Genomic DNA, 25,674 nt, shown 5'->3' on the forward strand with positions numbered 1-25,674 from the left:
AAGTGGGAACTATTCTGACAATATTTTTGAGCTGTGTCTTATCATTATTTACTGCTGCGTTCATCGAATACGTGCCGCAGTGTGCTAAGACCGGTTTCCGCTTTGTTAGAGGCAGCCTCTACGGTATACCCATCTTCCAGTAATTCCTTCATAAGAACAATTTTCTTGATCATATAATAATCAAATCGTCTTGTTGTATTCTTTTTTTCCTCTACACTATCTATATAACCTTTATCTTCCCAGTATCTAAGCTTTCGTATAGGGATATCAGTAATTCTAGCTGCGTCCCCTATGGTTACAGCCATCTGACGCAGCAATTCATAATCAATTTCATCCATTTAGAATCCTGCCTCCTCCATGCAGCTTTAGCCTCATTATACGTCATTTAATTCATTTGACAACTTTTGAAGATAATATATAATTATTGGAGATTAGTTACAAAAGGAGTACGAACATGATTGTCAATTCTAAAATTCACCGCGCTCTTTGCGGCGCTGTCACTGCTGCCATTATGACCGCTATTATTTCTTTCACATTAACAGCTGTTAATTCGGGATTACATGCATTCCAGCTTTCGAACTGGCTGCGCGCATGGATCATCGCTTTTTCTTTAGTATTTGCTATCTCTTTTTTTCTTCCAGCATTCGTCAATAAACATGTATCAAAAATAGTACGGATAAAAGAATAAGAAAACAGACTAGGAGTTATCCTAGTCTGTTTTTTGTTTTTGATAGAAGAATGTATCCACAGCCCCTAGGCCATAAACATTCGGATTGAATATCTGCTCAGTACTTCCGACAAAAAGATAACTATTAGGTGCCAGTGATTTACTGAATTTGTGATAAATATCTGCCTTCGCTTCTTCTGTGAAGTAAATAAGCACATTCCGGCAAATAATTAAATCGTAGTTCGTATCGTAAGTATCCGCCAGCAGATTATGCTGTTTGAATTGGATATGCTGCTTTAATTCATCTTTTATTTGGAATACAGATCCGTCTTGGTTGAAATACGCGGATTTGATTGCCGCTGGCATTTCTTTCAATGCCCTTTCGTTATACTTTCCAACCTTTGCGGTTTCCAGCACGCGCTGATCCAAGTCAGTTGCGTGAATTGTGTACGAAGTCCCTTTAGCGTAACGATCCAAAAGGATAGCTAATGTATATGGTTCTTCACCCGTAGAGCAAGCAGCACTCCATATTTTCAGCGGCTTCTTCTTCTTAAGCAGTTCAGGAAGGATGCGTCGCTCTAACACTTCCCACCGCTGATAATTACGGTAAAATTCAGAAACATTGATGGTCATGCGATCCAGGAACTCGTCCATCAGAGCTGCGTCACCGTTGATTGCATGGAAATAAGCCTTAAAATCCTTAAAGCCTTTCTTTTCTCGAAGAGTCGTCAAACGCCTTAGCATCTGCGCTTCTTTATATTGAGATAAGTCGATACCCGTATTTGTTTTGATTTGCTGTACAAAGTAATCATAATCTGCTGCCACGTCATGTTCCCCTGTCTATATGTATCTAGTTCTATTTTACTGTATATAGAGTATTGTGGGTAGAAGAAAATAACAAAAAAATGCAGGCAAGTCTGCCTGCATTTTTCATTTATTCATATAGCCATTTAGCTGTTGCTTGTTCATAAGAAACCAGTTCATCGGCTTTAAACATGTTTGCGATTTCCCGTTCAGCACTTTCCACACTGTCAGAACCATGAATAAGATTACGGCTCATTTCAACTGCGTAATCGCCTCTGATCGTACCTGGTGCTGCATCTGTTGGTTTAGTCGCCCCAATCATACTTCTTGTTAATGCGACGCTATCCTTGCCTTCCCAAACCATAGCAAATACCGGACCGGATGTAATATAGCTGATTAACGAACCGAAGAAGGGTTTGCTTTCATGTTCTATGTAATGCGTCTTCGCTTGCTCTTCTGTCACGACCATTATCTTACCTGCCAGAAGCTTTAAGCCCTTCTTTTCAAATCTTGTTACGATTTCACCAATCAATCCACGTTGTACGCCATCCGGCTTAACCATCAAAAATGTTTTTTCCATACTAATTCTAGCTCCCTTTTATGAACTTTACTGTCATCATACCAGTAATGTAAGCGTTTTACAATCAGGAGCTGCGCTTACCTATATGTCTAGCAATTTGTTTCAGTGTATTACGATCTCTTGTTGGCGGCAATTTATCCAATTCCTGATATGCTTTCTGTAAGTAGCGGTCACTGATTTCCAACGATCGCTTGATGCTGTCTGAAGTTTTAATGTGCTGGATAAATGGCTGCAAAGCTTCTTGGTCCAATGCTTCGGTATTGTGAAATGCTTGCGTAAGCCGCTCTTTGAAGAAACGATCTTCGCATGCCAATAAAGCCGGAAGTGTCATATTCCCCTGCAGTAAATCACCGCCGGCTGGTTTGCCTAAATCCGCTTCAGATGCAGTGAAATCGAGCACATCATCAATGATCTGATAACTCATTCCCACGTAATACCCATACCGATACAATGCCCGCTCATATTCGAGCGGCGCACCAGATGCAATTGCCCCGAGCCGAGCACTTGCTGCGATGAGAATCGCTGTCTTACGGCGAATGCGTCGAAGGTAATCCTTCAAGTGCTGTTCAATCCGGTATTTATCCCGAATCTGTTCCACTTCGCCAACACACAGCTCGACAATTGTATGAGCGAGGATCTGGTGTGCCCTTGGTTCTTCCAGCTTAGAAAGGTATTCAAGGGAACGAGCGAAGATGTAATCACCTGCATACATGGCCACTTTGTTGTCCCATTTTGCTTTGACGGTCGGTTTTCCTCGTCGGAGTTCAGCATCGTCAATAACATCATCATGAACAAGGGAAGCCATATGGATCAATTCGAGTGCGACGGCAACTGTTTGTATCCGGGGCAATTCATATGTGCCAAACTTACCGCTCAGCAAAACAAAAACCGGTCGTATTCTCTTGCCACCGGCACGGAGAAGCTGTACCGACGCATCCTCCAGGACAGGATGCTCCGCGCGAATCGTGTTGGTCATCGCATCTTCGATTCTGTCCAAGTCCTTTTTTAAATATGAGTAGATCATCGGTAATTTCATTCACGTCACCTTCATCCGTCCAGACATATTACCAGTCAGTCCCTGACTGCCGGCTTCTCTCCCATATGCATAGCTGCTACGCCGCCTGTATATGTCTTAATCTTCACATTCGTCAGCCCAGCTTGCTGGAAAAGCCCGCGAAGCTCCTTCTTACCTGGGAAATCCTTTGCAGACTCCTGCAGCCAGCTGTATTCATCATAACTTTTCGCCAGAAGCTTACCTAATACTGGCATGATTCGTTTGAAATAAAAATAATATACTTGTTTGAAACCGAACATTGTCGGCTGTGATGTTTCCAGGCAAACCACTTTGCCACCAGGCTTAACGACCCGATACATCTCCTTTAATACTTGGAGATAATCAGGAACATTCCGCAGGCCGAAGCCGATGGTCACGAAATCAAAAGAATTATCCTCAAACGGCAGCTCCATCGCATTTCCCCAAGTGAACGATAACTGCTCAATTGACTTTTCCGTGTTTTTCTTTTCTGCTACTGAAAGCATATTCTTGCTGAAATCAAGACCTGTTACTCGCCCTTTCGGACCAACAGCCTTAGCAAGAGAAAAGGACCAGTCACCAGTTCCGCAGCATACATCTAAAGCTGAATCTCCTGGCTGTACCTGCATTTTCTTCATCACACTCCGTCTCCAAGCACGGTGACGCCTGAAGGAAATGACAGAGTTCATAAAATCATAGCGATCGTATATCTTTTCGAAAACGTGATGTACACGCTGTTCTTTCGTTTCTTGTGCCATAATTACCCTTCTTCCAGAAATAACTCTTCCTGCCGATTCCCCTGAAGCAGCAGCTTACGGGATAGCTTCGCAAAAGCTGGCGGCAGTGTATCCAGCCCTGCTAGAAGCCTGCGTTTAGCAGCTTCTATCTCCTGTTGTATCACCTGCATAACAGTCAGTCCGCTCTGTTCCATTTCGATGATCGAAGCAAGCTTTACGAGCAGGGAAGTTTGATTTTTTTCTCTGACTTCCTGCTGTAGTCTGCTTATCAAGCAATAGTCATCCAGCGGATCAAGTCTTGCTGTATCAATAAAACGGGAAGCTGCTGTTCGGAATAAGCAGCCTTCCAGCTGTCCAAGCTTTTTGAAAAATGCTTCAGACGTTGTCGCGTCATAATGAAGTGACATCTTCTGTTCATTGATTTCCTTGATACTAGTTGCTAATAAGGCCACCATATCAATCTCTTCTAAGCCAGCAAGTATCTGATAATACAGCGCACTGTAATAAGTACCGGCTAAAACGGTCAGCTGTCGGTTCTTCCGTTCATCAGCTGTCTCGTCGGTTTTGGTAGTAACAATCACTTTATCGTGCGTATCCAGCGCCATCTGGATCAGCATGATAGTGATCGTATAGTCTGTCTGCTGCTTATCGGGCAGGTTCGTTTGACCAAATAGCGTCTGCAATAGCAGCAGTTTATTCTCATCCAAGAATGGCGCTTCCGTATTCTTGTCCAGATAATCCTGCTGCATGCGCTTCTCTATTTTATTTCGTAGTGTGTGTAGCTCTTCCGTGGATGCATAGGACAAAACAATCACCTGCGCCCTTTTTCGTATTTCAAACTGTATAAAAAGTATTATAACATAGCAAGTCCTAATTCGTCTTGTATGCAAGCTTGTCAAATAAAAATGAGGGACACCTGATGTAGTCAGGCATCCCTCATCCTAGCCCATATGTAATTACTTCACGTTATCCTTAAGGGCCTTGCCGGCTTTGAACGCTGGCACTTTGCTTGCTGGGATTTCGATTTCATTCCCAGTTTGCGGGTTACGGCCTTTACGTGCAGCACGCTCGCGTACTTCGAAGTTACCGAAACCGATCAATTGTACTTTGTCACCTTGTTTAAGAGAATCCATGATTGAATCGAAAACCGCGTCAACAGCTTTCGTAGCATCCTTTTTAGAAAGATCGCTTTTCTCAGCAACAGTATTGATAAGATCTGTTTTGTTCATAATTACACCTCCCTGACATTACCTTGAACAGTAAGACAATAGCATTTGCTATCATTTGTTCACCATAAAGATAGGTTTTATACCTATCAATACCGCTCATGTTGCGATATCAACGCTTATAATATACGACTTAGCGTCATAATTCAACACAAAACGCCAGAAATCCTTAAATTTATCGCATTTCAGCATAATATTTGACAAAAAAAATAAAGCGGCTCATTTGCCGCTCATAGAATGATCGCTATTAATCCGCCCGATCCTTCGTTAATAATTCTTTCAAGAGTTTCTTTTAATTTATATCTGGCATTTTCCGGCATCAAGCTAATTTTACCTTGAATACCTTCTCGTACGATGCTATTCAGGGAGCGACCGAAGATGTCTGAATCCCAGATTGAAAGCGGATCCTCCTCGAAGTCCTGCATCAGATATCGAACAAGCTCTTCGCTTTGCTTCTCTGTGCCGATAATCGGTGCAAATTCGGAATGGACATCTACTTTGATCATATGGATACTTGGCGCGACAGCCTTCAGTCGAACACCGAAGCGGGAGCCCTGGCGAATAATTTCAGGTTCATCCAAAGCCATATCCTGGAGACTTGGTGCAGCAATACCATAGCCTGTCTGTTTTACCATATGCAATGCATCTGATACTTGATCATATTCGCGTTTCGCATGAGAGAAATCCTGCATCAATTGCAAAAGATGATCTTTACCGCGAATCTCCTCGCCGACAATCTCTTTCAGCACTTGGTCATACAAAGCATCTGGAGCATGTAAATCTATCTCAGCTACTCCTTCGCCAAGTTCCATTCCGGCAAGATTTGCTCTTTCAATATAATCATATTCATCAAAGTATCCCACAACACGATCTACATCACGAAGTCGTTTTATATCTTTTACCGTTTCCTGGATAGCTACCTGATAATTAGAACGAAGCCAATGGTCTTCTTTAAGCACCATCACCCAGCTCGGCAAATTGACGTTCACTTCCAGGACTGGGAATTCATACAGCGACTCCCGCAGCACGTTATAAACATCATGTTCCGTCATGCTTTCAACACTCATCGCGATTACTGGGATATCATATTTTTCACTCAATTCCTGACGAAGCAGCTCGGTGTTTTGGTTATGCGGTGTTACTGAATTGATAACCATTATAAATGGCTTGCCAACTTCCTTCAGTTCAGATACAACACGCTCTTCCGGCTCCACATAGTCAGTGCGCGGAATTTCACCAATCGAACCGTCCGTTGTCACGACGACACCAATGGTGCTGTGTTCCTGAATCACTTTACGAGTTCCAATTTCGGCAGCATCATGGAATGGAATAGGTTCCTCATACCACGGTGTATTAATCATGCGCGGTCCATTCTCGTCTTCAAAACCTTTCGCACCTGCCACTGTATACCCTACACAATCGACGACCCGGACACTTACTTCCAGACCTTCGTCCACTTGAAGGGAGACAGCGTTGTTTGGAACGAATTTTGGTTCTGTTGTCATAATTGTCCGGCCTGCTGCGCTTTGCGGCAGTTCATCCTGGGCACGTGCCCGCTCTGCTTCGTCCTCCATGTTAGGCAGGACAACCAATTCCATGAACTTCTTGATAAAAGTCGATTTCCCAGTTCGGACGGCCCCTACCACCCCAAGGTAGATATCGCCGTTTGTCCGTTTCGAGATATCTTTAAAAATATCTACTCTTTCCAAAAGATCCCCTCCCGATCTACTTTCGATGCATGGACAGTCTTAGCTACATACACTAGCAGTTTATGATGTTGTCCTATCCAAATATGCTAGAAATAATGGATTCCTTGCCTGCTGGCATCAAAGGGCGGTTTTGCAGGAAAGGACGAACAGCATATTGCCCTCTGCGGATAATCTATGCGCTGTATTCAGGGATCATGCCAATAAAAAAAGAAGAAGCAGATGCTTCTTCTTGAAATAGACTAAATATACCCAAGGCAACCTAGAAAAATATGCTGGTGCGAGTTAGTTTATGCGTAAAGGGCAAGGAATGGTAAGTTGTTCTGCCCAATTGCCACAGTTAGTTTTTGAATAATTTGCTTAATGTGTTCATATCAGCTGGCATATTGTTGCCAATGATCGCTTTGACGATTTTATCTTCTTTTGCCTGTGTAAGCGGCTTGCCTGCCATTGCAGCCAATTGCTTTACCAAACCACGCACCGTTGCTTCGTCTTGGAAGTTCGCACTTTTAACAGAATTGGCCACCTTGTAGATATCATCAGCATTCACATTTGATTTTTTCTGAATCTGATCAATCAAGTTCTTTTGAAAGTCTGCCACGTTCATTCCTCCTTGCAAATTAGCTACGAAACAGTATATGCAAGAAGTGAAAAAACGTTAGCGGGTATTCAATACATCTTGAAGATCATCCATTTCATGCTTCGGTAAACGTGTCATAAGCTGATCCACGATATCCTTCGCTTTTGCACCGCGGAAAAGGACCTGATTGATTCCTTCAGTGATAGGCATATCAACTCCGGCTTGAACAGCCAGCTCAGCTACAGCTTCTGTTGTCCGAACACCTTCCACAGCCATACCCATCTGATCAAGCGCTTCATCCAATGTCATGCCTTTACCAAGCATATTACCAGTACGCCAGTTACGGCTATGGACACTTGTACATGTCACAATAAGATCTCCCATACCCGATAAGCCAATGAACGTAAGCGGATTTGCCCCAAGCTTCGTTCCAAGGCGGGCGATTTCAGCAAGTCCTCTTGTAATCAATGCCGCTTTTGCATTATCCCCATAACCTAGACCATCAGAAATACCTGCTCCAAGTGCAATGATATTCTTCAAGGAACCGCCAAGTTCCACGCCAACCATATCCGTGATAGTGTAAACACGGAAATTCTCATTCATGAATAGTTCTTGGACTTTTTTTGCTTCTTCCATTTCGACAGAAGAGGCACTTAGAGTCGTCGGCTGCCTTTTCGCTACTTCCTCCGCATGACTCGGCCCGGACAATACAACAACAGGACGATGCGTTACATGCTTCAGCTCTTCCTCGATCATTTGAGAAACACGTTTGCTCGTTTTCGGTTCAATACCCTTCGTTGCATGCGCAATGACCGCTTCAGCCGGAATATATTCCGCAAGCTTTGCCGCTACTTCACGAGTTGCTTTTGCAGGTACGACGAGGATGACAGCAGCTGCATCACGTACAGCACCTTCTATATCCGCATAAGCAGTAATAGCCTCAGGAAGCGTCACTCCAGGCAGGTATTTTTCATTCTGGCGCTTCTCGTTAATTTCAGCAACCTGATTCGGATTATGAGACCAGAGTCTCACATCATGTCCATTGTCTGCCAAAACCATGGCAAGGGCTGTCCCCCAGCTGCCGGCACCGAGTACTGCTGCTATCTGTTGAGTCATAAAAATCCTCCTCGTCCCTGTTTATGATCTTCTTCTAGGGAAAATCTTTATTGGTGTACCAGTGAATCCAAATGCTTCTCTGATTCTATTCTCTAGGAAACGAACATAAGAGAAATGCATCAGTTCAGGATCATTGACGAATACTGCGAACGCTGGTGGCTTAACAGCCACTTGAGTAGCATAAAGCACTTTCAGACGCTGACCTTTGTATGTTGGAGCCGGATTCATTGCCAAAGCATCCATGATGACATCGTTCAATACATTTGTCTGGATACGTTTTGCATGGTTCTCACTTGCTGTAAGAATTGCAGGCAATAGTGTGTGAATCCGCTTTTTCGTCTTAGCAGACAAGAAGACGATCGGTGCATAATCCAAGTAAAGGAAGTGCGCTCGGATTTCATCTTCGAATTCTTTCATCTTCTTCTCATCTGATTCGACAGTATCCCATTTATTGACGACGATTACAACCGCTCTACCTGCGTCATGGGCATAACCAGCGATTTTTTTATCTTGCTCAATGATACCTTCTTCTGCATTAATCAGTACTAGGACGACATCAGATCGTTCAATCGCTTTTAATGCTCGAAGGATACTGTATTTCTCGGTCGTTTCATATACTTTTCCGCGTTTTCGCATACCTGCGGTGTCGATAATAACAAAATCTTGCCCTTCTCTTGTGAAAGTTGAATCGACTGCATCACGCGTCGTTCCTGCAACATCACTTACGATTACACGCTCTTGATTAAGCAGTGCGTTAACAAGAGAGGATTTGCCGACATTCGGTCTTCCTATCAAGCTGAAATGAATTGTCTCTTCGTCTTCCTGCATCTCAGCACGCTCAGGGAAATGCTGGACAGCTGCGTCAAGCAAATCTCCTAAACCTAAACCATGTGTACCAGAGATCGGGAATGGTTCTCCAAAGCCAAGGCTGTAAAATTCATAAATCTGATCTCGCATTTCTGGGTTGTCCACTTTATTGACAGCCAGTACGACTGGCTTATTGGAACGGAATAGAATTTTAGCTACTTCTTCATCCGCCCCCGTGATACCCTCACGTCCGTTCACCATGAAGATGATAACATCTGCTTCCGCAATGGCAAGTTCTGCCTGTTCACGGATTTCTACTAGAAATGGTGCATCTCCGATTTCAATACCGCCGGTGTCAATTATGTTAAACGGCTGGTTCAGCCATTCAGCTTCCGTATAGATTCTGTCACGTGTCACACCAGGTGTATCTTCCACAATGGAGATCCTTTCCCCGGCAAGACGGTTGAATATGGTTGATTTTCCTACGTTTGGTCTGCCTACGATGGCAACTACTGATTTCCTCATGAAAGGAACATCCTTTCCTACTTTCCTTTATGTGCTGGTTCTTCTGTTGCAACCTAACTGTTTTATTCTAGCAAAAGCATCATAGGGACACAATATTTTTCGACATCATGTTCGTCCGGTGGTCCATTTCGACTTATTTCGCAGATACTGTCTAAGCATGCTAAGCAGCTTTGCCGAGATTAATAACAGCAGTACTATTCCCATTACATCCATAGATTTGAAGCTGCCGGCATCTTGTTGGAGACCATAGATATCTAATAATAAAAGATAAACTACTTCTCCGATGGAAAAACCCAAACAAATAATACCAATCTGTAAATGGAAATTCCGAGTCAGATAAATGACAAGAGCAAATAATGTCAGCGAGAACAGAAGAACACGCGGAATAAGCAGTGCGACTGGATTTGTAAGCTCCCAAAGCAGCATTCCCGCATATGCAATTCCTACACAAATGCTTCCAAATGTTCCGCGCCCCACTCGTTTACTGGCAAAAATAAATAAGTAGCCAATAACAGCAAGCAGAAAAACGGTTGCAAATATACGATGACCGGCAAAATTAAAAGAAAAACCAGATAATGAAATGGTAAGCAGTATGGCAAATGCAAAAAGTGTCCGTGCTAATGAATGACGCATAAAAAAGGTTACCAAGATCCAACTGATCCACGTAGCCCAAAAAAAGTAGAATCCTTCCATTTTTCACTCCTCCTTGTATCTGCATTATGACAAGTGAGGCGAAAAACTATACACGAAGGACAAAAAAAGACCAAGGATGTCCTTAGAGCACCCTTGGTCTTTTAATTTTTATTGCTTGTACTTATTTAATTTGTCACCAAGAATATCTCCAAGCTGGAAGCCGGAATGCTCTTCTTCTTTTTCATATTCCTTGATAACAGCATCATTTTCATCTTGTTCTAATTCCTTGATGCTCAAACTCATGCGTTTTTCGCTTTCGTTGACTTCAAGAACTTTCACTTGCACTGTTTGACCTGGTTCAAGCACTTCCTGCGGCGTACCGATGTGACGGTTAGCGATTTGGGAAATGTGTACAAGGCCTTCAACACCTGGGAATACTTCAACGAATGCCCCGAAGCTCACTAGGCGCTTCACTTCGCCTTCTAGTACATCCCCTGCTTGTGCACGGTCACTGATGTTCTCCCATGGTCCAGGGAGTGTCTCTTTTAGGGATAGACTGATGCGCTCGTTTTCTTTGTCGACTCCAAGCACTTTGACTTTAATCTCTTGACCTTCAGTCACGACATCTGATGCTTTTTCAACATGCTCATGTGAAAGCTGAGAAATGTGTACGAGACCGTCAATTCCGCCGCCGATGCTGACGAAGACACCAAAGTCAGTCAAACGCTGTACCGTACCGTCAATTACCTGACCAGCTTCTAAACTGTCAAGTACTTCCTGCTTCTTGGAAGCTTCCTCTTCCTCAGCTACTGCGCGGTGAGAAAGGATGACGCGGTTCTGTTCACGGTCAAGCTCTACCACTTTAAGCGTAAGCGGTTTGCCTTTGTATCCTTCAAACTCTTCAACAAAATATGTTTCTACGAGTGAAGCAGGGATGAATCCGCGAAGACCGACATCTACAACAAGACCGCCTTTAACGACTTCCTTGACTTCTGCTTCGAAGATTTCTCCGGATTCGAATTTCGCTTCCAGGTCATCCCACGCAAGCTCAGCAGTAACTGCGCGCTTGGATAGAACGACTTCTTCGTCATCTACTTTTTTCACTTTTAGTGTCAACTCTTCACCTTCACTCACTGCATCAGCAGCGCGCTCAACATGAAGACTAGATAATTCGCTGATTGGCAGGATACCTTCCACTTTGTAGCCAATGTCTACCAAAGCTTGTTTATCTTCCACTTTCACCACTTTACCGGTTACAGTATCGCCTACAGACAATTCCTTGAAATCCGTAGCTTGCTCATTCATTTCATCCATCAAAGAGACCTCCTTCAGTTTACGAGACAAAACATAAGTAAAAAAACATAGAAATGTCCTTTTTTCTAACTTCTAACATTTGAAGATATTTGTCAAGTGATAGGGCATCTATCCGACATGCTTGTTTATTAGAAGTTGAATTTCATCCATGATCACCTGTGATACTTCTTTGGCTGGTGCTTTACGCTCTTTCAGCTCTTCCATATCGATCGGTGGTCCATAGATGACCTTCAATGGCTTTACCCCTTTATAGGAGCCGATAATCGCACAAGGGACAACTTTTGCTTCAGAGCGCATAGCAAAGAAACCTATTCCAGGAAGCGGACTGCCTAATTTTCCGTCCTTACTTCTTGTTCCTTCTGGAAACAGACCCATTGTCTTGCCCTCTGCTAAGATATCCAAACCTACACGCAGTGCTCCGCGATCTTGCATACCGCGTTTTACCGGAAATACATTTAGATTTTTCATGAGCCAACCAAGTGGCTTAGGTTTAAAAAGCTCACTTTTTCCCATGAAGGCAATATCACGCGGACATGTAATACCTAAAATGGGCGGGTCAAAATTAGAAATGTGATTGGAACAGACCAAAACTGGCCCTTCCTTAGGAACATGTTCCTTGCCATACACTTTTATGCGAAACATCGGGTAAAAGGCGGCACTGAGGATCATTTTACCTATGGTATATAAAGACATAAACCCTACTCCTTATCTTCCGAGAGCCTCGTGTACGGCTTTAAGGATTTTTTCTACAACACCATCAATGGATAGTGAAGTTGTATCGATTTCAACAGCGTCTTCCGCTTTTACTAACGGAGATGCTTCTCTTTCGGAGTCGAGCTTGTCACGAAGACGTATTTCCTCTTTCAACTGCTCCAGATCCGCCTCGAATCCTTTGGAGATATTTTCTTTATAACGTCGCTCTGCACGTTCTTGGACAGAAGCGATCATAAAAATCTTCACTTCAGCATCGGGAAGGACCCGAGTACCAATATCACGGCCATCCATGACAATTCCATTGTCGGCTGCAAGGCTCTGCTGGCGTCTTACCATTTCTTCACGTACCAGCGCATGCTTAGCTACAATGGATACATTATTTGTTACTTCATTCGTGCGGATAGCTTCAGTAACATCTTTACTGTTTACAAGCACTTTTTGACCGTCTTCATGCTGCATCAAGACAATTTCTATTCCTTGCAGCAAAGAAAGCAGAGCTTCCTCCGATTCTAAATCGGCTCCAGCTTCGAGGGCAGTCAGTGTTAGCGCTCGATACATAGCACCAGTGTCCACATAGACGAATTTTAATTTCTTAGCTACTAGTTTGGATACCGTACTTTTTCCTGCAGCAGCAGGTCCATCAATTGCGATAGCGATAGTTTTCGAATTCATTAAATTCAATCCTTTTTCTCTTCATAATCTTGGAATAAAACCTAATAAAGCATAACACAGGATAGCAGCCTGGTCTATTTGAAGTCTACCTGATTCGGAGTCCTTTTTTTCGCTGTTCCCGCTGACGCTCAAAGCAGAAACGAATAATTGCTTGTCTGTCCCGTTCAAGAATCTCATCGAACTGAATGCTAGCGATAATTTTGCCGGATTTTTCATTACGGACGATTCGGACAATGCGTCCAGAAGCAGTCAGAAAACCAGGTCCTTCTTTTTGAAGGGAATATGCCAGGTACAGCGTAACGCTCATTCCTTCCGTAAAATTATGCTTTTCAGGAAGCAGTACAGATAGACCTCCTCCGCTAACATCAAGCGTAATGGATGAGATAGGAGCAATACCTGCTTCATCACTATGAATTGCAACATCCGTGCTCGTCAAAATCCGTACATACTGACGGCGCTGTATTTTCCGGATATTGTTTTCATTTGGCATGGACAGTTTCAATGCCGGCACTTTCATCATTTCCCTGCCTTGGATTGATGTACTGAATGTGAATGCGCTCTCTTCTTCAGTCACAAACAATGCTCTAAAAGCTGTACCTACCGGGAAGATATCTGTTCTTTTTGTTTGTTCATTTATCGGATAGTCTATATAAATAGTATCTTCAGCTATGTCGATTACTTTCGCTCGATAACGCGCCCATTCCTCATTTTTTGATATGTCTTTTTTTTCTAAGACTAAAGTGCTACCAATTTTCAGCAAACGCCTCTCCTCTTCCCTTGAACCGTTCTTTATTCCTATTATTACAAAAATAATCAAAAAGGGGAAGGCTGTTTGCCTTACCCCTTTACGTACTTTGTAAAAAACGCGCTTCTGTTGTTGTCTGTTTCTCGATTTCTTCTTCTTTTCCTGTATCTGCATTCACGTAAATACGATACGTATCATCGTCATTTCGTGTACCCATGATTTCATACACCAGCGTTTCTTCGTGTGTATCATTTTCAATCAATGCAAGATGTGTTTCTTGAACCTTAACATTTTGATTCAATTTTTCTGTTGCTTGTTCTTCCGATAGTTTTGGTTTTTGTATATCACGCTCATGGTGATTCATAAAATAGTCACGGGCATTATAGCCTAGAATATCTCCGTTATCTAATGCTACTTTTACTTGAACAATATCTGCATAAATACGCACGTCGTTTTGGACAGGTACAAAGAAAAAGATACCGACAGAATCATACTGACTGCTCTGTACCATCTCCATTTCAGTTAGCTTCTGCTCTTCCAGGAAATCCTGTGCCTTTTGCTGGGCATCGTGCAATCCTAGTTTCGGCTCTTCTCGTTCCCGCTGCATCATAAGCGTGAGAACATGGCCGCCTTTTTGACTTATATCCGCATAGCCGCTTTCCCCATCCTTTTGATAGGAGAGACTGTAGAGTGGCACATCCGAACCCTTACCTGATTTCCCGCCTTCAATACCGCTGATCGTATTCAAATCAAAAGCTTTTGCTGCAACAGTCTTTGCTTGTTTTTGATTGATTCGTTTACCAGTAACACCTTCGAATTTATGCTCTTCATTAGAAGCAGGCAGCGCACCGCTATTGAATTCTTTTTCATCTGAAAACCCGCCTGAAGTATCCTCAACCGTTTGGAAACTTGAGATGATTGTGTTATCTGAATGATCGGGTTCATCATCCGATAATGCAAGTTCTACATCCGTCCAATGCAGGTTATCTCCGAGAACCGTATTCTGCACATTCCGCAGTTCATCTTTTATTTGCCCTGCATTATCATGCAGCTTTTCCAAGCGTTGCATCTCTTCATCAGACAATGGTTCCTTGTTCAAATCCCGAACCGCTGTTTTATAAGTAAAGTCACCTATGTTCGTTAAAAATTTTTCTGTTTTTTCAAATGGCAATAACGCTAACGGAAGCTGACCGACATCTGTATGCGCTTCAGAAGATAAACGCCAGATTTCTGCTAATTGAGGCGACAGGGAATCCCTGGAATTCATCGCCAGCGTCGCTCCGATCTTGTCGTGCAGCGTATCAATCCGGTACGTTAACTCGTGGAAGGAACGCTGGTAATTATTTTCTGCTTGAATCTTGATATCATTCTTTTCCTGGCGTTCATTATAGCCCCAAAAAGCTGTTCCTGCGAGTGCTAAAGCCAGAACACCTATTATCACCCATTTGTACATCTTTCGCTCTCCTTTCTACATACAGAAAATATGCTCACCAATCGTTTTAATCTGAGGTCTGCCCCAGATCCATGGTGAAGTGGCTGTGTTCGGATTAAAGTAATAAATTGCTCCGCCGGACGGATCCCAGCCGTTTATTGCATCCAATACAGCTTGTTCTGCTGTTTCATCAGGTGTGAGCCATATTTGGCCATCAGCAACAGCTGTGAAGGCTCTTGGCTCGAAAATGACACCAGAGATCGTGTTCGGGAAAGAAGCATCTTCCACTCTGTTCAGAATGACTGCTGCTACTGCAACCTGACCAACATACGGTTCTCCACGCGCTTCTCCATGAACGGCATTAGCCATCAGCTTGATATCATTCTGTGAATACCCATTAGGAACATTGACCGCGGAAGTATTTGGTGCTTTCGCATTATTACTGCCTCCACTACCTCCATTACCACGCTTCTTCACCTGGTTTTCCTGCGGAGTACCTCCATAGTAGGTAAATGTGTTGCCTTCTTGTATTTGTCGCATAACGAAAGCTTTATCAAACTTTGTAATGGATGCTAGTTTGTCTTTTGCCTGCTGACCTGCAACTCCGTCAATCTCCATTCCGAATTCATATTGAAAATTGCGCAATGCCCAGTACGTACTCCAACCGAATACACCATCAATTGTTTTATTGTAGTATCCTGCATATTGTAAGCGAGCTTGCAGTTCCACTACGTCGTCACCTGTGGCTCCATGCTGGATCACCTGTTCGGAAAAGGCACTAGTCTGCACAGGTGCCGATAGAATTGCGCCTATCAGGATCAGACCGGCACAAAACAATTTACAAAGCCGAAACTTTTTACTTTCCATTGTTCATTTCCTCCAACCTACTATGATCTGATACCGATAGCTTTCTTCTGGTGCGTCCATATTATTCAACAAAAAAAGAGTCAGGCAGATTCACTGCCCGACTCTTTATTTTGTTGTATGTATCTGTTCGATAGGATGCTGAATAGCTGACCGCACTTTACGTAATCCGATTATCCAAAGGATAATCATAAATGGTACAAGAATGTATATCCAATTAAAAGTTACAATCACCAATATATAATCATATAAACCATGCAGCAAAAATGGAATCAGCATCGCTGCAAAGATACGCAAACGAGGATGGTAGCTACCGAATTTAGCTCTGCCGAGGTAATATCCCATCAACACTCCAAAAAGCGCATGCGAAGATACCGGGAAGAGCGCCCGAGTGAAAGCGTAGTCTACTCCGTGCGCAAATAAATAGAGTACATTCTCCACCGTAGCAAAACCTAGGCTGATACTGACACCATAAATAATCCCATCATAAACTGAATCCATCTCGGTATGCCTGAAAGCAGTGTACAGGAAGATGAACCATTTAAAGAACTCTTCCATGAACCCGACAGTGAAGAATGAATAAAAGATCGGATTCGTACTCATTCCTTCAGCTTTCATCGCATATTGGATGAACATGATAGGAAAAACGAGCAAAGCGCCATATAGGAAAGTCCGCAGCACCATGCTGAGCGGCTCGGGTTCCAGACGATCCTTCAGATAGAAGAAGGTGAGGAGCGCGAGGGCAGGTGCAATAGCTGCGGAAAGGATGGTAAGCATGATAGCACCTCTTCCAACAAACAATCTTTCCTTATCGTACCATGTGCTCTATTTTTTTGGAATATGTTACTGGAAAGAAACAGGAAATAATTAATGCGGTCTATAAAAGTCTATCTGTCTGATCGGATGCCAAAGCTACCGCAAGCTCGATACGCGCTTTCTTACTGTCTTGATCCTTCCCTAGCAAAACACCAGCCTTATACAAATCATAGGCACTGCCTTCATAATCGTAGGTAGTGTATACATTACCCTCTTCAGATGCAGTCGTAAGAATAATTTTGATACCTGCCTGTAAGGATTGAAGGATTTCGTCTTTCATATTCGGAGCGACTTGTCCTCGTCCGACGCCTTCTAAAACAATACCTTTTACGCCTGCTTCACGCGCCGCTTTCACGAATTTACCGTCTGCTTGCAAATAGCACTTAATGATATCCACATCTGGCAGGTTGCTTTTCAACTCATACGTATTCCGTTTAACGGGCTTTTGGTAAAGATACACTTTATCGTTGTCGATAATACCCAAATATCCGAATCCGAAAGCATTGAAGCCCTGAATATTAGAGGCATGCTCTTTCTTAACATATTTTGCTGGGAAAATACGCTCATTAAAAACAACAACAGTCCCACAATTCAGCAATTGCTCATCATAAGCTGTCAGAACCGCATGCCGCAGGTTGATGAACACATCTGAGCCTAGTTCATGGATAGCTCGCTGTGAACCTGTGACTACAACTGGCCGGGCATCCGCTATTGTTAAATCAAGAAAATAAGCCGTTTCTTCCAGCGAATCTGTTCCATGCGTAACCACAATCCCTTTTACTTCCGGATCCTCTAATTGCTGTTCAATCATTTGTTTTAATGTAAGCAAGTCATCAAATGTGATATGCATACTCGGTTTCTGAAGTGCGCTCACCACTTTGACTTCGATATGATCCGGCAGGTCAATCTGGCTGCGCAGTTCCTCGCCAGTCAGTTCTCCAGAAGCAAGCTTTCCGCTCTCTTCGTTCGGTACACTGGCAATTGTGCCGCCAGTAGTGATCAATACGACTTTACCTTTTATCATGTATTTCCTTCCTTTCAGTTGCGAGATGCAATTGATTGGGCAATCTGTCCACCATGGAAACGTCCATTTTCAATGAATACTTCGTTATTATTATTACCAGCTGCGATTACACCCGCAATGAAAATACCCGGAACGTTTGATTCCATCGTTTCTGGATCATAGTCAGGCTTTCCTGTTTCTGGATGTATTGAGATACCCATGCTTAGCAGTAGCTTTAGATCAGGCCGGTACCCAGTCATCGCAAAAACAAAATCAGCGTCGACTGAATGAGTCTCACCTTCTACTTCATAAATAACCTGTGTATCGGTGATCTCTTTAATATGTGCATTGAATCTATGGTCGATGTATCCATTACGAGCCAATGATTCGTATTCTGGCAGAATCCACGGCTTTACACTTTTGGAATACGTACTGCCGCGATAGAGTGCTGTAATATTGGCACCTGCTTTATGAAGCTCTAACACAGCATCGACGGCGGAATTTTTCCCGCCAATTACCGTCACTTTTTTCCCGAAATAAGGATGGGCTTCTTTAAAATAATGGAAAACGTGCGGCAGATTCTCACCAGGTACATTCATCAAGTAAGGCTGATCGTAATATCCGGTTGCTACAATAACATAATCTGCTTTATAGTGTTTTTCTTCTTCTTTTATCGTCTTCGTAGTTAACGTGAAGTCATGAACACTTCCAGACACTTGCATTACTCGCTCGAAAGTATGTATACGCAAATTCTGTCGCTGAGCCACTGTTCGATAATAAGCCAGCGCCTGGTTCCTGACAGGTTTCTTCATTTCGGTAACAAATGCTATGTCACCTACTTCTAAGCGTTCACTGGAACTAAAGAAGGTCTGATGTGTAGGATATTGATAAATTGAATTGACAACATTGCCTTTTTCGATAAGAAGAGGTTCGATTCCGGCTTTTTGCAGCTCAATTGCTGCCGACAGCCCGCATGGACCTGCTCCTATAATAATTACTCGTTCCTTTTGCATTGTACTGCTCCTTTCCATCCCTTTTCCTAAGAAAAGAGAAAGCTCTTATCCTTTTCGCTTCAGGATAAGAGCATGTTTTTCACTATGATTAGATCCAGCCTCTGAATCTGGAAGCTTCCGCCATTTTTCGGACACCTACCATATATGCAGCCAGCCGCATATCAACTCGCCTCGTTTGGGCAGTCTGATATACATTTTGGAACCCTCTCAGCATTACTTTTTCTAATCTCTCTTCTACTTCCTGCTCCGTCCAATAAAAGCCCTGGTTGTTCTGCACCCATTCAAAATAGGAGACAGTCACGCCGCCTGCTGATGCAAGCACATCCGGAACTATCAAGATACCGCGTTCGGTTAAAATCTTGGTCGCTTCGAACGTTGTCGGGCCATTTGCAGCCTCAATTACAATTTGAGCTTTAATATTATGTGCATTATCTTTGGTGATTTGATTTTCTACCGCAGCTGGTACAAGTATATCGCAATCAAGCTCCAATAATTCCTGGTTGGAGATTGTAGACTTGAACAAGTTGGTTACTGTTCCGAAACTGTCCCGTCGATCAAGCAAATAGTCGATATCCAGACCATCCGGGTCATGAAGCGCTCCGTAAGCATCTGAAATACCGATTACCTTCGCGCCAGCTTCGTGCATGAATTTAGCTAGATAGCTGCCAGCATTTCCGAAGCCTTGAATGACAACACGGGCTCCTTCGATATTGATGCCTCTCTGCATAGCTGCTTCCTTCAAGCAAATCGTCACACCTTTAGCTGTAGCTGTCTCCCTGCCATGTGAGCCTCCCAATACGATTGGCTTACCGGTGATGAAGCCTGGATTGTTAAATTCATCCATCCGGCTGTATTCATCCATCATCCAAGCCATTATCTGAGAGTTGGTCATAACATCGGGCGCCGGTATGTCTTTCGTCGGTCCGACAATCTGACTGATTGCCCGTACATATCCACGGCTTACACCTTCAAGCTCACGAAAACTCATTTCGCGGGGATCACAGATAATACCGCCCTTTCCGCCTCCATAAGGTAAGTCGACGATACCTGCTTTCAGACTCATCCAAATGGATAATGCCTTTACTTCATTCTCGCTTACTTCCGGATGAAAGCGCACGCCACCCTTAGTAGGGCCAACTGCATCATTATGCTGAGCCCGGTACCCTGTGAAAATCTTTGTACTGCCATCATCCATCCGAACGGGAATACGAACTGTCATTAACCGTACCGGTTCTTTCAGTAATTCATAGACTTCTTCTGGATAGCCAAGTTTCTGCAAAGCCGATTGCACGACCCTCTGTGTCGATTCTAATACGTCCCTATGCTTGTTGTTGGTAGATTCCGCAGCGTTGTCGGCCACTGTTCTGTACCTCCTAAATGTTTCCCCATCTTGTTTAGCGATATTACCACATCGAATCTTCACATCCATTCTAACAAAAAAGCAGCCAGATAGATAACAAGAACCGTGTTTTTAATCAAAAATCAAAAAGATACCGGAGGATGCTCCGGTATCTTCGGCAACTTATGCAAAATACGTGCAGATCTGCCGTATTGCATCCTTTTCGAAAATTTTCTTGCCATATTCATTCAGCCTAACCGAGGTTACGATACTTGGGTTAGCGAATTCCGACATGACTGCAATCAAGTTTTCCCGCGCCGCTGGATGGAGCTGCGTGCGGATTTCCATATAATAAAGATCGTTCATAAAGTACACAGCGGCATCTTCAATGCCGATTTGGTCCAACTGACGTGAAACGCTGATGATGTCCTCAAAATCTGTGAATGAGAAGATAAGCTCCCTGCTTTCGTCAAGTGTCACTTTCATCTCGATATAATCCTCTTCTTCTTCGAAGTCTTCCGTCTGTGGATACTGTGTTACGATGATCTGCATCCCTTGTGCTTGAAGAATATGCACTTGAACCAGAAGTGTACCTTCCAATTCAAAGCCCAATTCATCGCTTGCTTCATACATCATATCGTGAAAAAGCTGATGAACGCCCGGAAGATCATGCCACAGATCTTCTTTAGTCAAGCCTCTCTCGATTAAATCGTCGAAGGTAAGAAAGATCTTGAATTGATTTAATGATACGCGCTCTAACTTCATCACTTTTCCCCCTTGGATGCCATTCTAGATATAGATAGCATATGATTCGCTTTATGTTTTGTACGCGGCACTCCCCCATTGGGAGCGTCCATTTTCGTGATAGGTTTTAGCCTCGAACAGAAAGGTTTTGTACGTATAGTTAGTATATTAATCTTTCAGTTAAAAATACCCTCGTTGTCCAAACTGAAAACGGACTAAAATAAGGCTGGTATCGACAGCGGCACATCTGTATACAGCAATATAAATACTATCACTGCTAGCACGATGACCGTCAGGAGGATGAACCTGGCAATACCTCCATTCCAGTGCAGCCGGAAGCTTGTCCGCTGTCCGTCATGGATTGTTCTGCGTGGGGGTAAATTAAGAACATCGATACGCTGAACTGCTGGTTCCGATTCTTCTTTCTCAGGTGGTAATTCTTCGTCACCGTGAGACTGTGTCACGGATGCCACCAGCTCCTCCAGATTCTGATCCTTCTCTTCTGTCTTTGCCATGAAGTGTCCATCCTTCCATTTCCGTTTTACTGCTGCAGGAGGTGATACAACTGCTCCCGCCAGCCAGTACGTTCCGGCTGTGCATTCGTCAAACCTGCCTGCCAATCAGCAAGGGTATCGCCGCAATTATCGCAGCATCGGCCTTTTGCTGGTCGTACTTCAGATTGGAAGTCAGCAAAAAGTGCCTGTCGTCTGCATGAATCCGTATAGACCCATTCCTTCATGCGCTGCAGCTGCTTCAGCTTATGCCTTTTCCTATTCCCAACAAACTTCTCTATCTGGTCCAGGAATTCCTTCCAGGCATTTGCCTTATAATGCAGATGATTTCCCTTTACTATATCATGTTTCTCCATTTGATAAAGTAAAAATCGCCATTGCGTCTCACTAATCGGAATATGCTGGATGAGCAGCTCGTAGGAAGGCAGTTCTAGCAGTCCTGCTTTTACCCGCTGATAAAGGAAACGCAGCAATTGCTGAATCGAATCTTGCTCCGGTAGGTCTTGCTCGATTAAGTGGATAGGGATTTGCCAATCTCCCGGACTATAAAGAACCACGCTTACGCTTTCTTCGCCATCCCGCCCGGCTCTGCCTACTTCCTGTATGAAAGATTCCTTGTCACTTGGCAAATGATAATGAATAATCAAGCGTACATCTTCTTTATCCACTCCCATACCAAATGCGCTTGTACAGCAAATAATCTGCAGCTGGCCGGCAAGGAACTGCTGTTGTATCAATATCCTGTCTTCGTTTTCCATGCCGCCATGATAATAAGCACATGGCATCTCCGGCATATTAGCCCGGATTATGCCTGCAGTGCTTTCAGCCATATTTCGACTCGAAAAATATATGATAGTCGGAGCTTGAATCTTTCTAAGTAAAGCTAGCATCGTTTCATTTTTTTCCTGTTGATCTTGTACTTCCCTGATAAAGTATGAGATATTTTCCCGATCCATCGGATAGATATGCTTATCCATATCCAAATCTCCAAGTAAATGCTGAATATCCACTTGAACTTCTGGTGTAGCTGTTCCTGTCAACGCAAGTACTGGAGGACAATCTAGATTCTGAATCACTTCTGCCAGACGCAGATAATCAGTCCGGAATTCCTGCCCCCACTGTGAAATACAATGTGCTTCATCGACTACAAACAATTGGATATGCAGCAACTGCAGACGGTTGATCAGAAAATCATTTTGGAGCATCTCCGGTGAAACATATAACAGATCGTAATTCTGGAGATTTCGCATGACTTGTTGTTTATCTTCATAATCGAGAAAACTATTCAGTGCAGCTACCCGCTTGAATCCTCTAGCGCGCAGCTGTTTCACTTGATCCTCCATTAACGAAAGAAGGGGAGAAACAACAATAACTAGTCCGCTCCGCATAAACGCAGGCAGCTGATAGCAAATAGATTTCCCCGTTCCGGTCGGTAAAACTCCCAATGTATGATGATTCTCTAATACACTTTGCAGTATCTCCTCTTGCCCAGTCCGGAAGTGGTCATAGCCGTAGAACTTATGCAATGCTTTTTGCAAATCGGCGTTCATGCTTTCACCTCCTGCTCTTTCCGCAATGCTAAAGCCAATCTAATTTGAAAATAATCATATTTCCCTTCCAGCAAAGCATGGATTTGTTTCAGTTTATTAGTACCAGCCTGCATAGCACATTCCAGAATGACAGCAGCATCGGTATCAGAAATAAATTTACTGGAAAGCGCTTCTCCATCAAGCCAAGTTATTTCGACAATATGGTCTTTTATCGTGTTCTCCGTCAATCCTCTGACAAGCGCAATCTGCTCTACTGACATACCTCGTTCGAGCATAGTCCGTGTCTTTTGCGCAGTGGAAGTTATGGAACGAATCTTGTGCTGGGGTTTATCCATGAGTGCAGCTAAATATGGAAAAGCTGCTGCATTGCTCTCTGCTTGCTGTAAGAGATGGTGAATAGTCGACGTCTGATAAAGGAGCACATCCGTATCATGCACATGATACTTTTCTGCTAGCTGTAAAGTTGTCAAACCGATATGATGATATCCGGTCAATCGATCGACAAATAACTCTGCCTGTATCTGCGGCAGTTTCTCCAGCAAGCAGTATAATTCCTCATATACTCCGTTTCGCCAATCTTCTAAGTGATGCTGTTCCTGTCGATACAACTGCTTAATCCAATGCTGAATAGCCAGGTTATCAGTTACAGGAATATACCGATTCTCCCCTTTTGTTTGATTGGAAAGCAGTTGAACAAGCAAAAGCAGCCGATACAGAAATGGCTCTGTTTGTGATTGATAGGCCATACCATTGAAATACGGCATATTTTTTTTATTATCCTGGTCTTCTTCTTGCAAGGCATTGGCGGCTACCTGGTCGAATATCTGTCTTGACAGCTTTGGGTAGATGCCAAATAAATTAGTAAGACCGTACATGTGGGCATCCTGCAATGTTTGGGCAGAACGCTTGCCTTGCAGCAGATGATAGATGGACGCCGCGCTCCGTTCCTGACGTATGGGCTGTGCGGCATGGATGATGATAGATGCCAGAAGCATTGCAATCAACCTTTCTGTAAGCTTGTATTCCGTTTCGGTACGCGCTACACTTAGTATAAAGCAAGAAGCAGCTTTGGTGAAAGCGGAAGGGGGAAATGCGGGATGGCAATGTATACATATGTCGATCAAGATACTTGTATCGCCTGCGGTACATGCGGAGCTGTCGCGCCCGATGTATACGATTATGATGATGAAGGTCTTGCATTCGTCCTGCTCGACCGCAATACTGGTACCTTCTCTGTACCAGAGGAATTGCAGGAGGATGTGACAGAGGCATTTGAAGAATGTCCAACCGAATCGATCAAGTTAAGTGATCTGGTTATTGCAAAAGATGCATTATCCCATATATGAAGAACCACTTCCCGTTAAGAGGAAGTGGTTCTTTTTATTGGGGCAGGAATCCATTTGCTGAACAGCCTGCGCAAAACAGGATACAAGATGAAAAAGAAAATTCCATTACCGATTGCATGCATTGTATCGAAACTTACGCCAGCAAGATAGTACGCCAGAAAATGTTCCATTATGAATACATTCGGCAGTGAAATCAAGATGCCATAGACATACCCTGTCAAAACGCTGGCACCGGTCATGACAATCAGTGGCGGGTTTTTCCATAGCTTGCCTATTAAACCGAATGTCAGACCAATCAACCCCCAAGCGAGCATCTGCCACAATGTCCATAATCCCATACCAAGTATCATATTGGATAATAGTGTGGACAATACAGCGATAATGACGCCTGCAGCCGGACCTAGTAAAAGAGCACAAATGATGATGACACTTGTCATCGGCTGCATATTTGGCAGAAAAGGAAACAGCACATTGGCATATATCCTTCCTACCGCTGCAAGTGCCGTCAGCATTGCTAAAAGAGTCAGCTTACGTGTGGTAAACATTAAGATTTTTGCAGATTGAAGACAACCTCGTCGCCGTCTTTCAGTTCAACCTCATTCGCTCCGACTGGTGACATTTCCTCATTCACGGTGAAAAGCCAATATTTGTTCGCATTTGCATCCTGAGCGTGGCCATCAATAGAAGTGATAAATCCAGCATCTTCTTCGATTTCGAAGTTCTCTTTCATCACATCCAACAGCATATCGCCTTCTTCAAAGCTGACTTCCTTGGATGAAATCTCTTCTCCGTCTTCAGATAGTGTTACTGTGACCTGCTGTTCGGTCTGCTGCTCTGCCTGTTGGTTTTGCTGCGGCTGTTCTGTCGTCCCGCAACCAGCCAGGATGCCTGCTGCCAGCAATAAGGCTGATAACATATGTAGTGCTTTTTTCATAAAAAAATCCTCCCTTTTAGTAAAGGAAAGAGCATTAGAAGCTGCCGCCCCACCCGCTCAGTCCTCGAAGCGGTGAAACACAAGCACACAGGGCAGGTCTGCTGACTTATACCTTTATCTACTAAGAACCCTTCCCGTCCAATAAGACAGTGGTTATGTTCTTTTCGGCGGTAATCACAGCTGCGAGGACAGTCACGGAATCACACCGCGTTCCCTATCAAGTCTGTTCGACACCTTGTACGCTTTGAATCCAGCTTATTTT

The 25,674-nt window shown here is 43.6% G+C and carries 30 protein-coding genes and 1 riboswitch; of the genes, 2 read left to right on the forward strand and 28 right to left on the reverse strand.

The genetic code is table 11. The annotated features are described in order from the left end of the window. Positions 1-44: 44 nt before the first annotated feature. Positions 45-338, reverse strand: coding sequence for a MerR family transcriptional regulator (locus GZ22_RS08055; protein ID WP_038560900.1), 294 nt, complete (start codon positions 336-338; stop codon positions 45-47). Between the two features lie 116 nt (positions 339-454). On the opposite strand from GZ22_RS08055, the gene GZ22_RS08060 reads away from it, so the two are divergent. Further along, positions 455-688 (forward strand): DUF2798 domain-containing protein, encoded by a 234-nt coding sequence (locus tag GZ22_RS08060; protein ID WP_038560903.1) that lies wholly within the window; start codon positions 455-457, stop codon positions 686-688. A 21-nt stretch (positions 689-709) separates the two neighbouring features. On the opposite strand, the gene GZ22_RS08065 is transcribed toward GZ22_RS08060, so the two are convergent. From GZ22_RS08065 to GZ22_RS08185, 25 genes are all read right to left on the reverse strand, one after another. Then, positions 710-1,492 carry a CheR family methyltransferase gene (locus GZ22_RS08065; RefSeq protein WP_038560906.1) on the reverse strand — a complete coding sequence of 261 codons (783 nt, stop codon included), beginning with the start codon at positions 1,490-1,492 and terminating at the stop codon, positions 710-712. A 109-nt stretch (positions 1,493-1,601) separates the two neighbouring features. Beyond that, positions 1,602-2,051, reverse strand: coding sequence for a nucleoside-diphosphate kinase (gene ndk / locus GZ22_RS08070; RefSeq protein WP_038560909.1), 450 nt, complete (start codon positions 2,049-2,051; stop codon positions 1,602-1,604). A 64-nt stretch (positions 2,052-2,115) separates the two neighbouring features. Further along, complete coding sequence (gene hepT, locus GZ22_RS08075; RefSeq protein ID WP_038560912.1) at positions 2,116-3,087, reverse strand: heptaprenyl diphosphate synthase component II; 972 nt, start codon at positions 3,085-3,087, stop codon at positions 2,116-2,118. Between the two features lie 35 nt (positions 3,088-3,122). Further along, complete coding sequence (gene menG, locus GZ22_RS08080; RefSeq protein WP_038560915.1) at positions 3,123-3,842, reverse strand: demethylmenaquinone methyltransferase; 720 nt, start codon at positions 3,840-3,842, stop codon at positions 3,123-3,125. A gap of 2 nt (positions 3,843-3,844) precedes the next feature. Next, positions 3,845-4,627: a heptaprenyl diphosphate synthase component 1 gene (locus tag GZ22_RS18010; protein WP_051748127.1), complete on the reverse strand. Its 783-nt coding sequence runs from the start codon at positions 4,625-4,627 to the stop codon at positions 3,845-3,847. A gap of 150 nt (positions 4,628-4,777) precedes the next feature. Continuing rightward, entirely contained in the window at positions 4,778-5,050 is a 273-nt protein-coding gene (locus GZ22_RS08090; RefSeq protein WP_038560918.1) for an HU family DNA-binding protein, read from the reverse strand. 227 nt (positions 5,051-5,277) lie between these two features. Beyond that, on the reverse strand, positions 5,278-6,756 hold the full coding sequence (gene spoIVA, locus GZ22_RS08095) for a stage IV sporulation protein A (RefSeq protein ID WP_038560920.1): 1,479 nt from the start codon (positions 6,754-6,756) through the stop codon (positions 5,278-5,280). Positions 6,757-7,093: 337 nt separating this feature from the next. After that, on the reverse strand, positions 7,094-7,354 hold the full coding sequence (locus GZ22_RS08100; RefSeq protein ID WP_038560923.1) for a stage VI sporulation protein F: 261 nt from the start codon (positions 7,352-7,354) through the stop codon (positions 7,094-7,096). Between the two features lie 57 nt (positions 7,355-7,411). After that, positions 7,412-8,449, reverse strand: a complete 1,038-nt coding sequence (locus GZ22_RS08105; RefSeq protein ID WP_038560925.1) for an NAD(P)H-dependent glycerol-3-phosphate dehydrogenase — start codon at positions 8,447-8,449, stop codon at positions 7,412-7,414. 21 nt (positions 8,450-8,470) lie between these two features. Beyond that, positions 8,471-9,781: a ribosome biogenesis GTPase Der gene (der, locus tag GZ22_RS08110; protein WP_038560928.1), complete on the reverse strand. Its 1,311-nt coding sequence runs from the start codon at positions 9,779-9,781 to the stop codon at positions 8,471-8,473. Between the two features lie 105 nt (positions 9,782-9,886). Continuing rightward, the gene (locus tag GZ22_RS08115; protein WP_038560931.1) at positions 9,887-10,474 is read right to left on the reverse strand and encodes a YphA family membrane protein; all 588 of its coding nucleotides are present in this window, start codon (positions 10,472-10,474) and stop codon (positions 9,887-9,889) included. A gap of 108 nt (positions 10,475-10,582) precedes the next feature. After that, complete coding sequence (gene rpsA, locus GZ22_RS08120; protein ID WP_038560933.1) at positions 10,583-11,728, reverse strand: 30S ribosomal protein S1; 1,146 nt, start codon at positions 11,726-11,728, stop codon at positions 10,583-10,585. A gap of 108 nt (positions 11,729-11,836) precedes the next feature. Further along, positions 11,837-12,421, reverse strand: a complete 585-nt coding sequence (locus tag GZ22_RS08125; protein ID WP_038560936.1) for a lysophospholipid acyltransferase family protein — start codon at positions 12,419-12,421, stop codon at positions 11,837-11,839. A 12-nt stretch (positions 12,422-12,433) separates the two neighbouring features. Continuing rightward, positions 12,434-13,114 (reverse strand): (d)CMP kinase, encoded by a 681-nt coding sequence (gene cmk, locus GZ22_RS08130; RefSeq protein WP_038560937.1) that lies wholly within the window; start codon positions 13,112-13,114, stop codon positions 12,434-12,436. Positions 13,115-13,199: 85 nt separating this feature from the next. After that, complete coding sequence (locus tag GZ22_RS08135) at positions 13,200-13,874, reverse strand: flagellar brake protein (RefSeq protein ID WP_038560938.1); 675 nt, start codon at positions 13,872-13,874, stop codon at positions 13,200-13,202. Positions 13,875-13,959: 85 nt separating this feature from the next. Further along, a complete protein-coding gene (ypeB, locus tag GZ22_RS08140) occupies positions 13,960-15,312 on the reverse strand; it encodes a germination protein YpeB (protein ID WP_038560941.1) in 1,353 nt (450 codons plus the stop codon). Positions 15,313-15,327: 15 nt separating this feature from the next. Then, the gene (gene sleB / locus GZ22_RS08145; RefSeq protein WP_038560944.1) at positions 15,328-16,158 is read right to left on the reverse strand and encodes a spore cortex-lytic enzyme; all 831 of its coding nucleotides are present in this window, start codon (positions 16,156-16,158) and stop codon (positions 15,328-15,330) included. Positions 16,159-16,263: 105 nt separating this feature from the next. Beyond that, positions 16,264-16,932, reverse strand: coding sequence for a glutamic-type intramembrane protease PrsW (gene prsW / locus GZ22_RS08150; RefSeq protein WP_038560947.1), 669 nt, complete (start codon positions 16,930-16,932; stop codon positions 16,264-16,266). A gap of 100 nt (positions 16,933-17,032) precedes the next feature. Continuing rightward, positions 17,033-17,995, reverse strand: coding sequence for an asparaginase (locus tag GZ22_RS08155; protein WP_038560950.1), 963 nt, complete (start codon positions 17,993-17,995; stop codon positions 17,033-17,035). A gap of 14 nt (positions 17,996-18,009) precedes the next feature. Further along, positions 18,010-18,987: a YpdA family putative bacillithiol disulfide reductase gene (locus tag GZ22_RS08160; protein WP_038560954.1), complete on the reverse strand. Its 978-nt coding sequence runs from the start codon at positions 18,985-18,987 to the stop codon at positions 18,010-18,012. An 88-nt stretch (positions 18,988-19,075) separates the two neighbouring features. Then, positions 19,076-20,347 (reverse strand): Glu/Leu/Phe/Val family dehydrogenase, encoded by a 1,272-nt coding sequence (locus tag GZ22_RS08165; protein ID WP_038560957.1) that lies wholly within the window; start codon positions 20,345-20,347, stop codon positions 19,076-19,078. Positions 20,348-20,509: 162 nt separating this feature from the next. Continuing rightward, positions 20,510-21,091 carry a genetic competence negative regulator gene (locus GZ22_RS08170; RefSeq protein WP_038560960.1) on the reverse strand — a complete coding sequence of 194 codons (582 nt, stop codon included), beginning with the start codon at positions 21,089-21,091 and terminating at the stop codon, positions 20,510-20,512. A 194-nt stretch (positions 21,092-21,285) separates the two neighbouring features. Further along, the gene (locus tag GZ22_RS08175; protein ID WP_038560963.1) at positions 21,286-21,585 is read right to left on the reverse strand and encodes a hypothetical protein; all 300 of its coding nucleotides are present in this window, start codon (positions 21,583-21,585) and stop codon (positions 21,286-21,288) included. Positions 21,586-21,611: 26 nt separating this feature from the next. Then, a complete protein-coding gene (locus tag GZ22_RS08180) occupies positions 21,612-23,132 on the reverse strand; it encodes a RecQ family ATP-dependent DNA helicase (RefSeq protein WP_051748130.1) in 1,521 nt (506 codons plus the stop codon). Then, positions 23,129-24,127: a YpbB family protein gene (locus GZ22_RS08185; RefSeq protein ID WP_038560966.1), complete on the reverse strand. Its 999-nt coding sequence runs from the start codon at positions 24,125-24,127 to the stop codon at positions 23,129-23,131. Before GZ22_RS08185 ends, GZ22_RS08180 begins: the two co-directional genes overlap by 4 nt. 102 nt (positions 24,128-24,229) lie before the next feature. Here GZ22_RS08185 and GZ22_RS08190 point away from each other — a divergent pair, with 102 nt between their 5' ends. Next, positions 24,230-24,478, forward strand: a complete 249-nt coding sequence (locus GZ22_RS08190; RefSeq protein WP_038560969.1) for a ferredoxin — start codon at positions 24,230-24,232, stop codon at positions 24,476-24,478. A 14-nt stretch (positions 24,479-24,492) separates the two neighbouring features. Here GZ22_RS08190 and GZ22_RS08195 read toward each other — a convergent pair whose 3' ends face one another. Further along, complete coding sequence (locus GZ22_RS08195) at positions 24,493-25,023, reverse strand: ECF transporter S component (RefSeq protein WP_038560972.1); 531 nt, start codon at positions 25,021-25,023, stop codon at positions 24,493-24,495. Continuing rightward, positions 25,023-25,412 carry a DUF4430 domain-containing protein gene (locus tag GZ22_RS08200; RefSeq protein ID WP_038560975.1) on the reverse strand — a complete coding sequence of 130 codons (390 nt, stop codon included), beginning with the start codon at positions 25,410-25,412 and terminating at the stop codon, positions 25,023-25,025. The genes GZ22_RS08195 and GZ22_RS08200 overlap by 1 nt, the downstream gene beginning before the upstream one ends. Positions 25,413-25,486: 74 nt before the next feature. Further along, a riboswitch (cobalamin riboswitch) is annotated at positions 25,487-25,665 on the reverse strand. Positions 25,666-25,674: the final 9 nt, after the last annotated feature.

It is taken from the genome of Terribacillus saccharophilus (assembly GCF_000725365.1).
Classification (GTDB): Bacteria; Bacillota; Bacilli; order Bacillales; family Amphibacillaceae; genus Terribacillus; species Terribacillus saccharophilus.

Excerpts from the sequence above, each read along its gene's own strand:
- GZ22_RS08055 (WP_038560900.1), bottom strand. The coding sequence starts at position 338 with ATGGATGAAATTGATTATGAATTGCTGCGTCAGATGGCTGTAACCATA.
- GZ22_RS08060 (WP_038560903.1), top strand. The coding sequence starts at position 455 with ATGATTGTCAATTCTAAAATTCACCGCGCTCTTTGCGGCGCTGTCACT.
- ndk (WP_038560909.1), bottom strand. The coding sequence starts at position 2,051 with ATGGAAAAAACATTTTTGATGGTTAAGCCGGATGGCGTACAACGTGGA.
- hepT (WP_038560912.1), bottom strand. The coding sequence starts at position 3,087 with ATGAAATTACCGATGATCTACTCATATTTAAAAAAGGACTTGGACAGA.
- menG (WP_038560915.1), bottom strand. The coding sequence starts at position 3,842 with ATGGCACAAGAAACGAAAGAACAGCGTGTACATCACGTTTTCGAAAAG.
- GZ22_RS08090 (WP_038560918.1), bottom strand. The coding sequence starts at position 5,050 with ATGAACAAAACAGATCTTATCAATACTGTTGCTGAGAAAAGCGATCTT.
- GZ22_RS08105 (WP_038560925.1), bottom strand. The coding sequence starts at position 8,449 with ATGACTCAACAGATAGCAGCAGTACTCGGTGCCGGCAGCTGGGGGACA.
- der (WP_038560928.1), bottom strand. The coding sequence starts at position 9,781 with ATGAGGAAATCAGTAGTTGCCATCGTAGGCAGACCAAACGTAGGAAAA.
- GZ22_RS08115 (WP_038560931.1), bottom strand. The coding sequence starts at position 10,474 with ATGGAAGGATTCTACTTTTTTTGGGCTACGTGGATCAGTTGGATCTTG.
- rpsA (WP_038560933.1), bottom strand. The coding sequence starts at position 11,728 with ATGGATGAAATGAATGAGCAAGCTACGGATTTCAAGGAATTGTCTGTA.
- GZ22_RS08125 (WP_038560936.1), bottom strand. The coding sequence starts at position 12,421 with ATGTCTTTATATACCATAGGTAAAATGATCCTCAGTGCCGCCTTTTAC.
- cmk (WP_038560937.1), bottom strand. The coding sequence starts at position 13,114 with ATGAATTCGAAAACTATCGCTATCGCAATTGATGGACCTGCTGCTGCA.
- ypeB (WP_038560941.1), bottom strand. The coding sequence starts at position 15,312 with ATGTACAAATGGGTGATAATAGGTGTTCTGGCTTTAGCACTCGCAGGA.
- sleB (WP_038560944.1), bottom strand. The coding sequence starts at position 16,158 with ATGGAAAGTAAAAAGTTTCGGCTTTGTAAATTGTTTTGTGCCGGTCTG.
- prsW (WP_038560947.1), bottom strand. The coding sequence starts at position 16,932 with ATGCTTACCATCCTTTCCGCAGCTATTGCACCTGCCCTCGCGCTCCTC.
- GZ22_RS08155 (WP_038560950.1), bottom strand. The coding sequence starts at position 17,995 with ATGATAAAAGGTAAAGTCGTATTGATCACTACTGGCGGCACAATTGCC.
- GZ22_RS08160 (WP_038560954.1), bottom strand. The coding sequence starts at position 18,987 with ATGCAAAAGGAACGAGTAATTATTATAGGAGCAGGTCCATGCGGGCTG.
- GZ22_RS08170 (WP_038560960.1), bottom strand. The coding sequence starts at position 21,091 with ATGAAGTTAGAGCGCGTATCATTAAATCAATTCAAGATCTTTCTTACC.
- GZ22_RS08175 (WP_038560963.1), bottom strand. The coding sequence starts at position 21,585 with ATGGCAAAGACAGAAGAGAAGGATCAGAATCTGGAGGAGCTGGTGGCA.
- GZ22_RS08180 (WP_051748130.1), bottom strand. The coding sequence starts at position 23,132 with ATGAACGCCGATTTGCAAAAAGCATTGCATAAGTTCTACGGCTATGAC.
- GZ22_RS08185 (WP_038560966.1), bottom strand. The coding sequence starts at position 24,127 with ATGCTTCTGGCATCTATCATCATCCATGCCGCACAGCCCATACGTCAG.
- GZ22_RS08190 (WP_038560969.1), top strand. The coding sequence starts at position 24,230 with ATGGCAATGTATACATATGTCGATCAAGATACTTGTATCGCCTGCGGT.
- GZ22_RS08195 (WP_038560972.1), bottom strand. The coding sequence starts at position 25,023 with ATGTTTACCACACGTAAGCTGACTCTTTTAGCAATGCTGACGGCACTT.
- GZ22_RS08200 (WP_038560975.1), bottom strand. The coding sequence starts at position 25,412 with ATGAAAAAAGCACTACATATGTTATCAGCCTTATTGCTGGCAGCAGGC.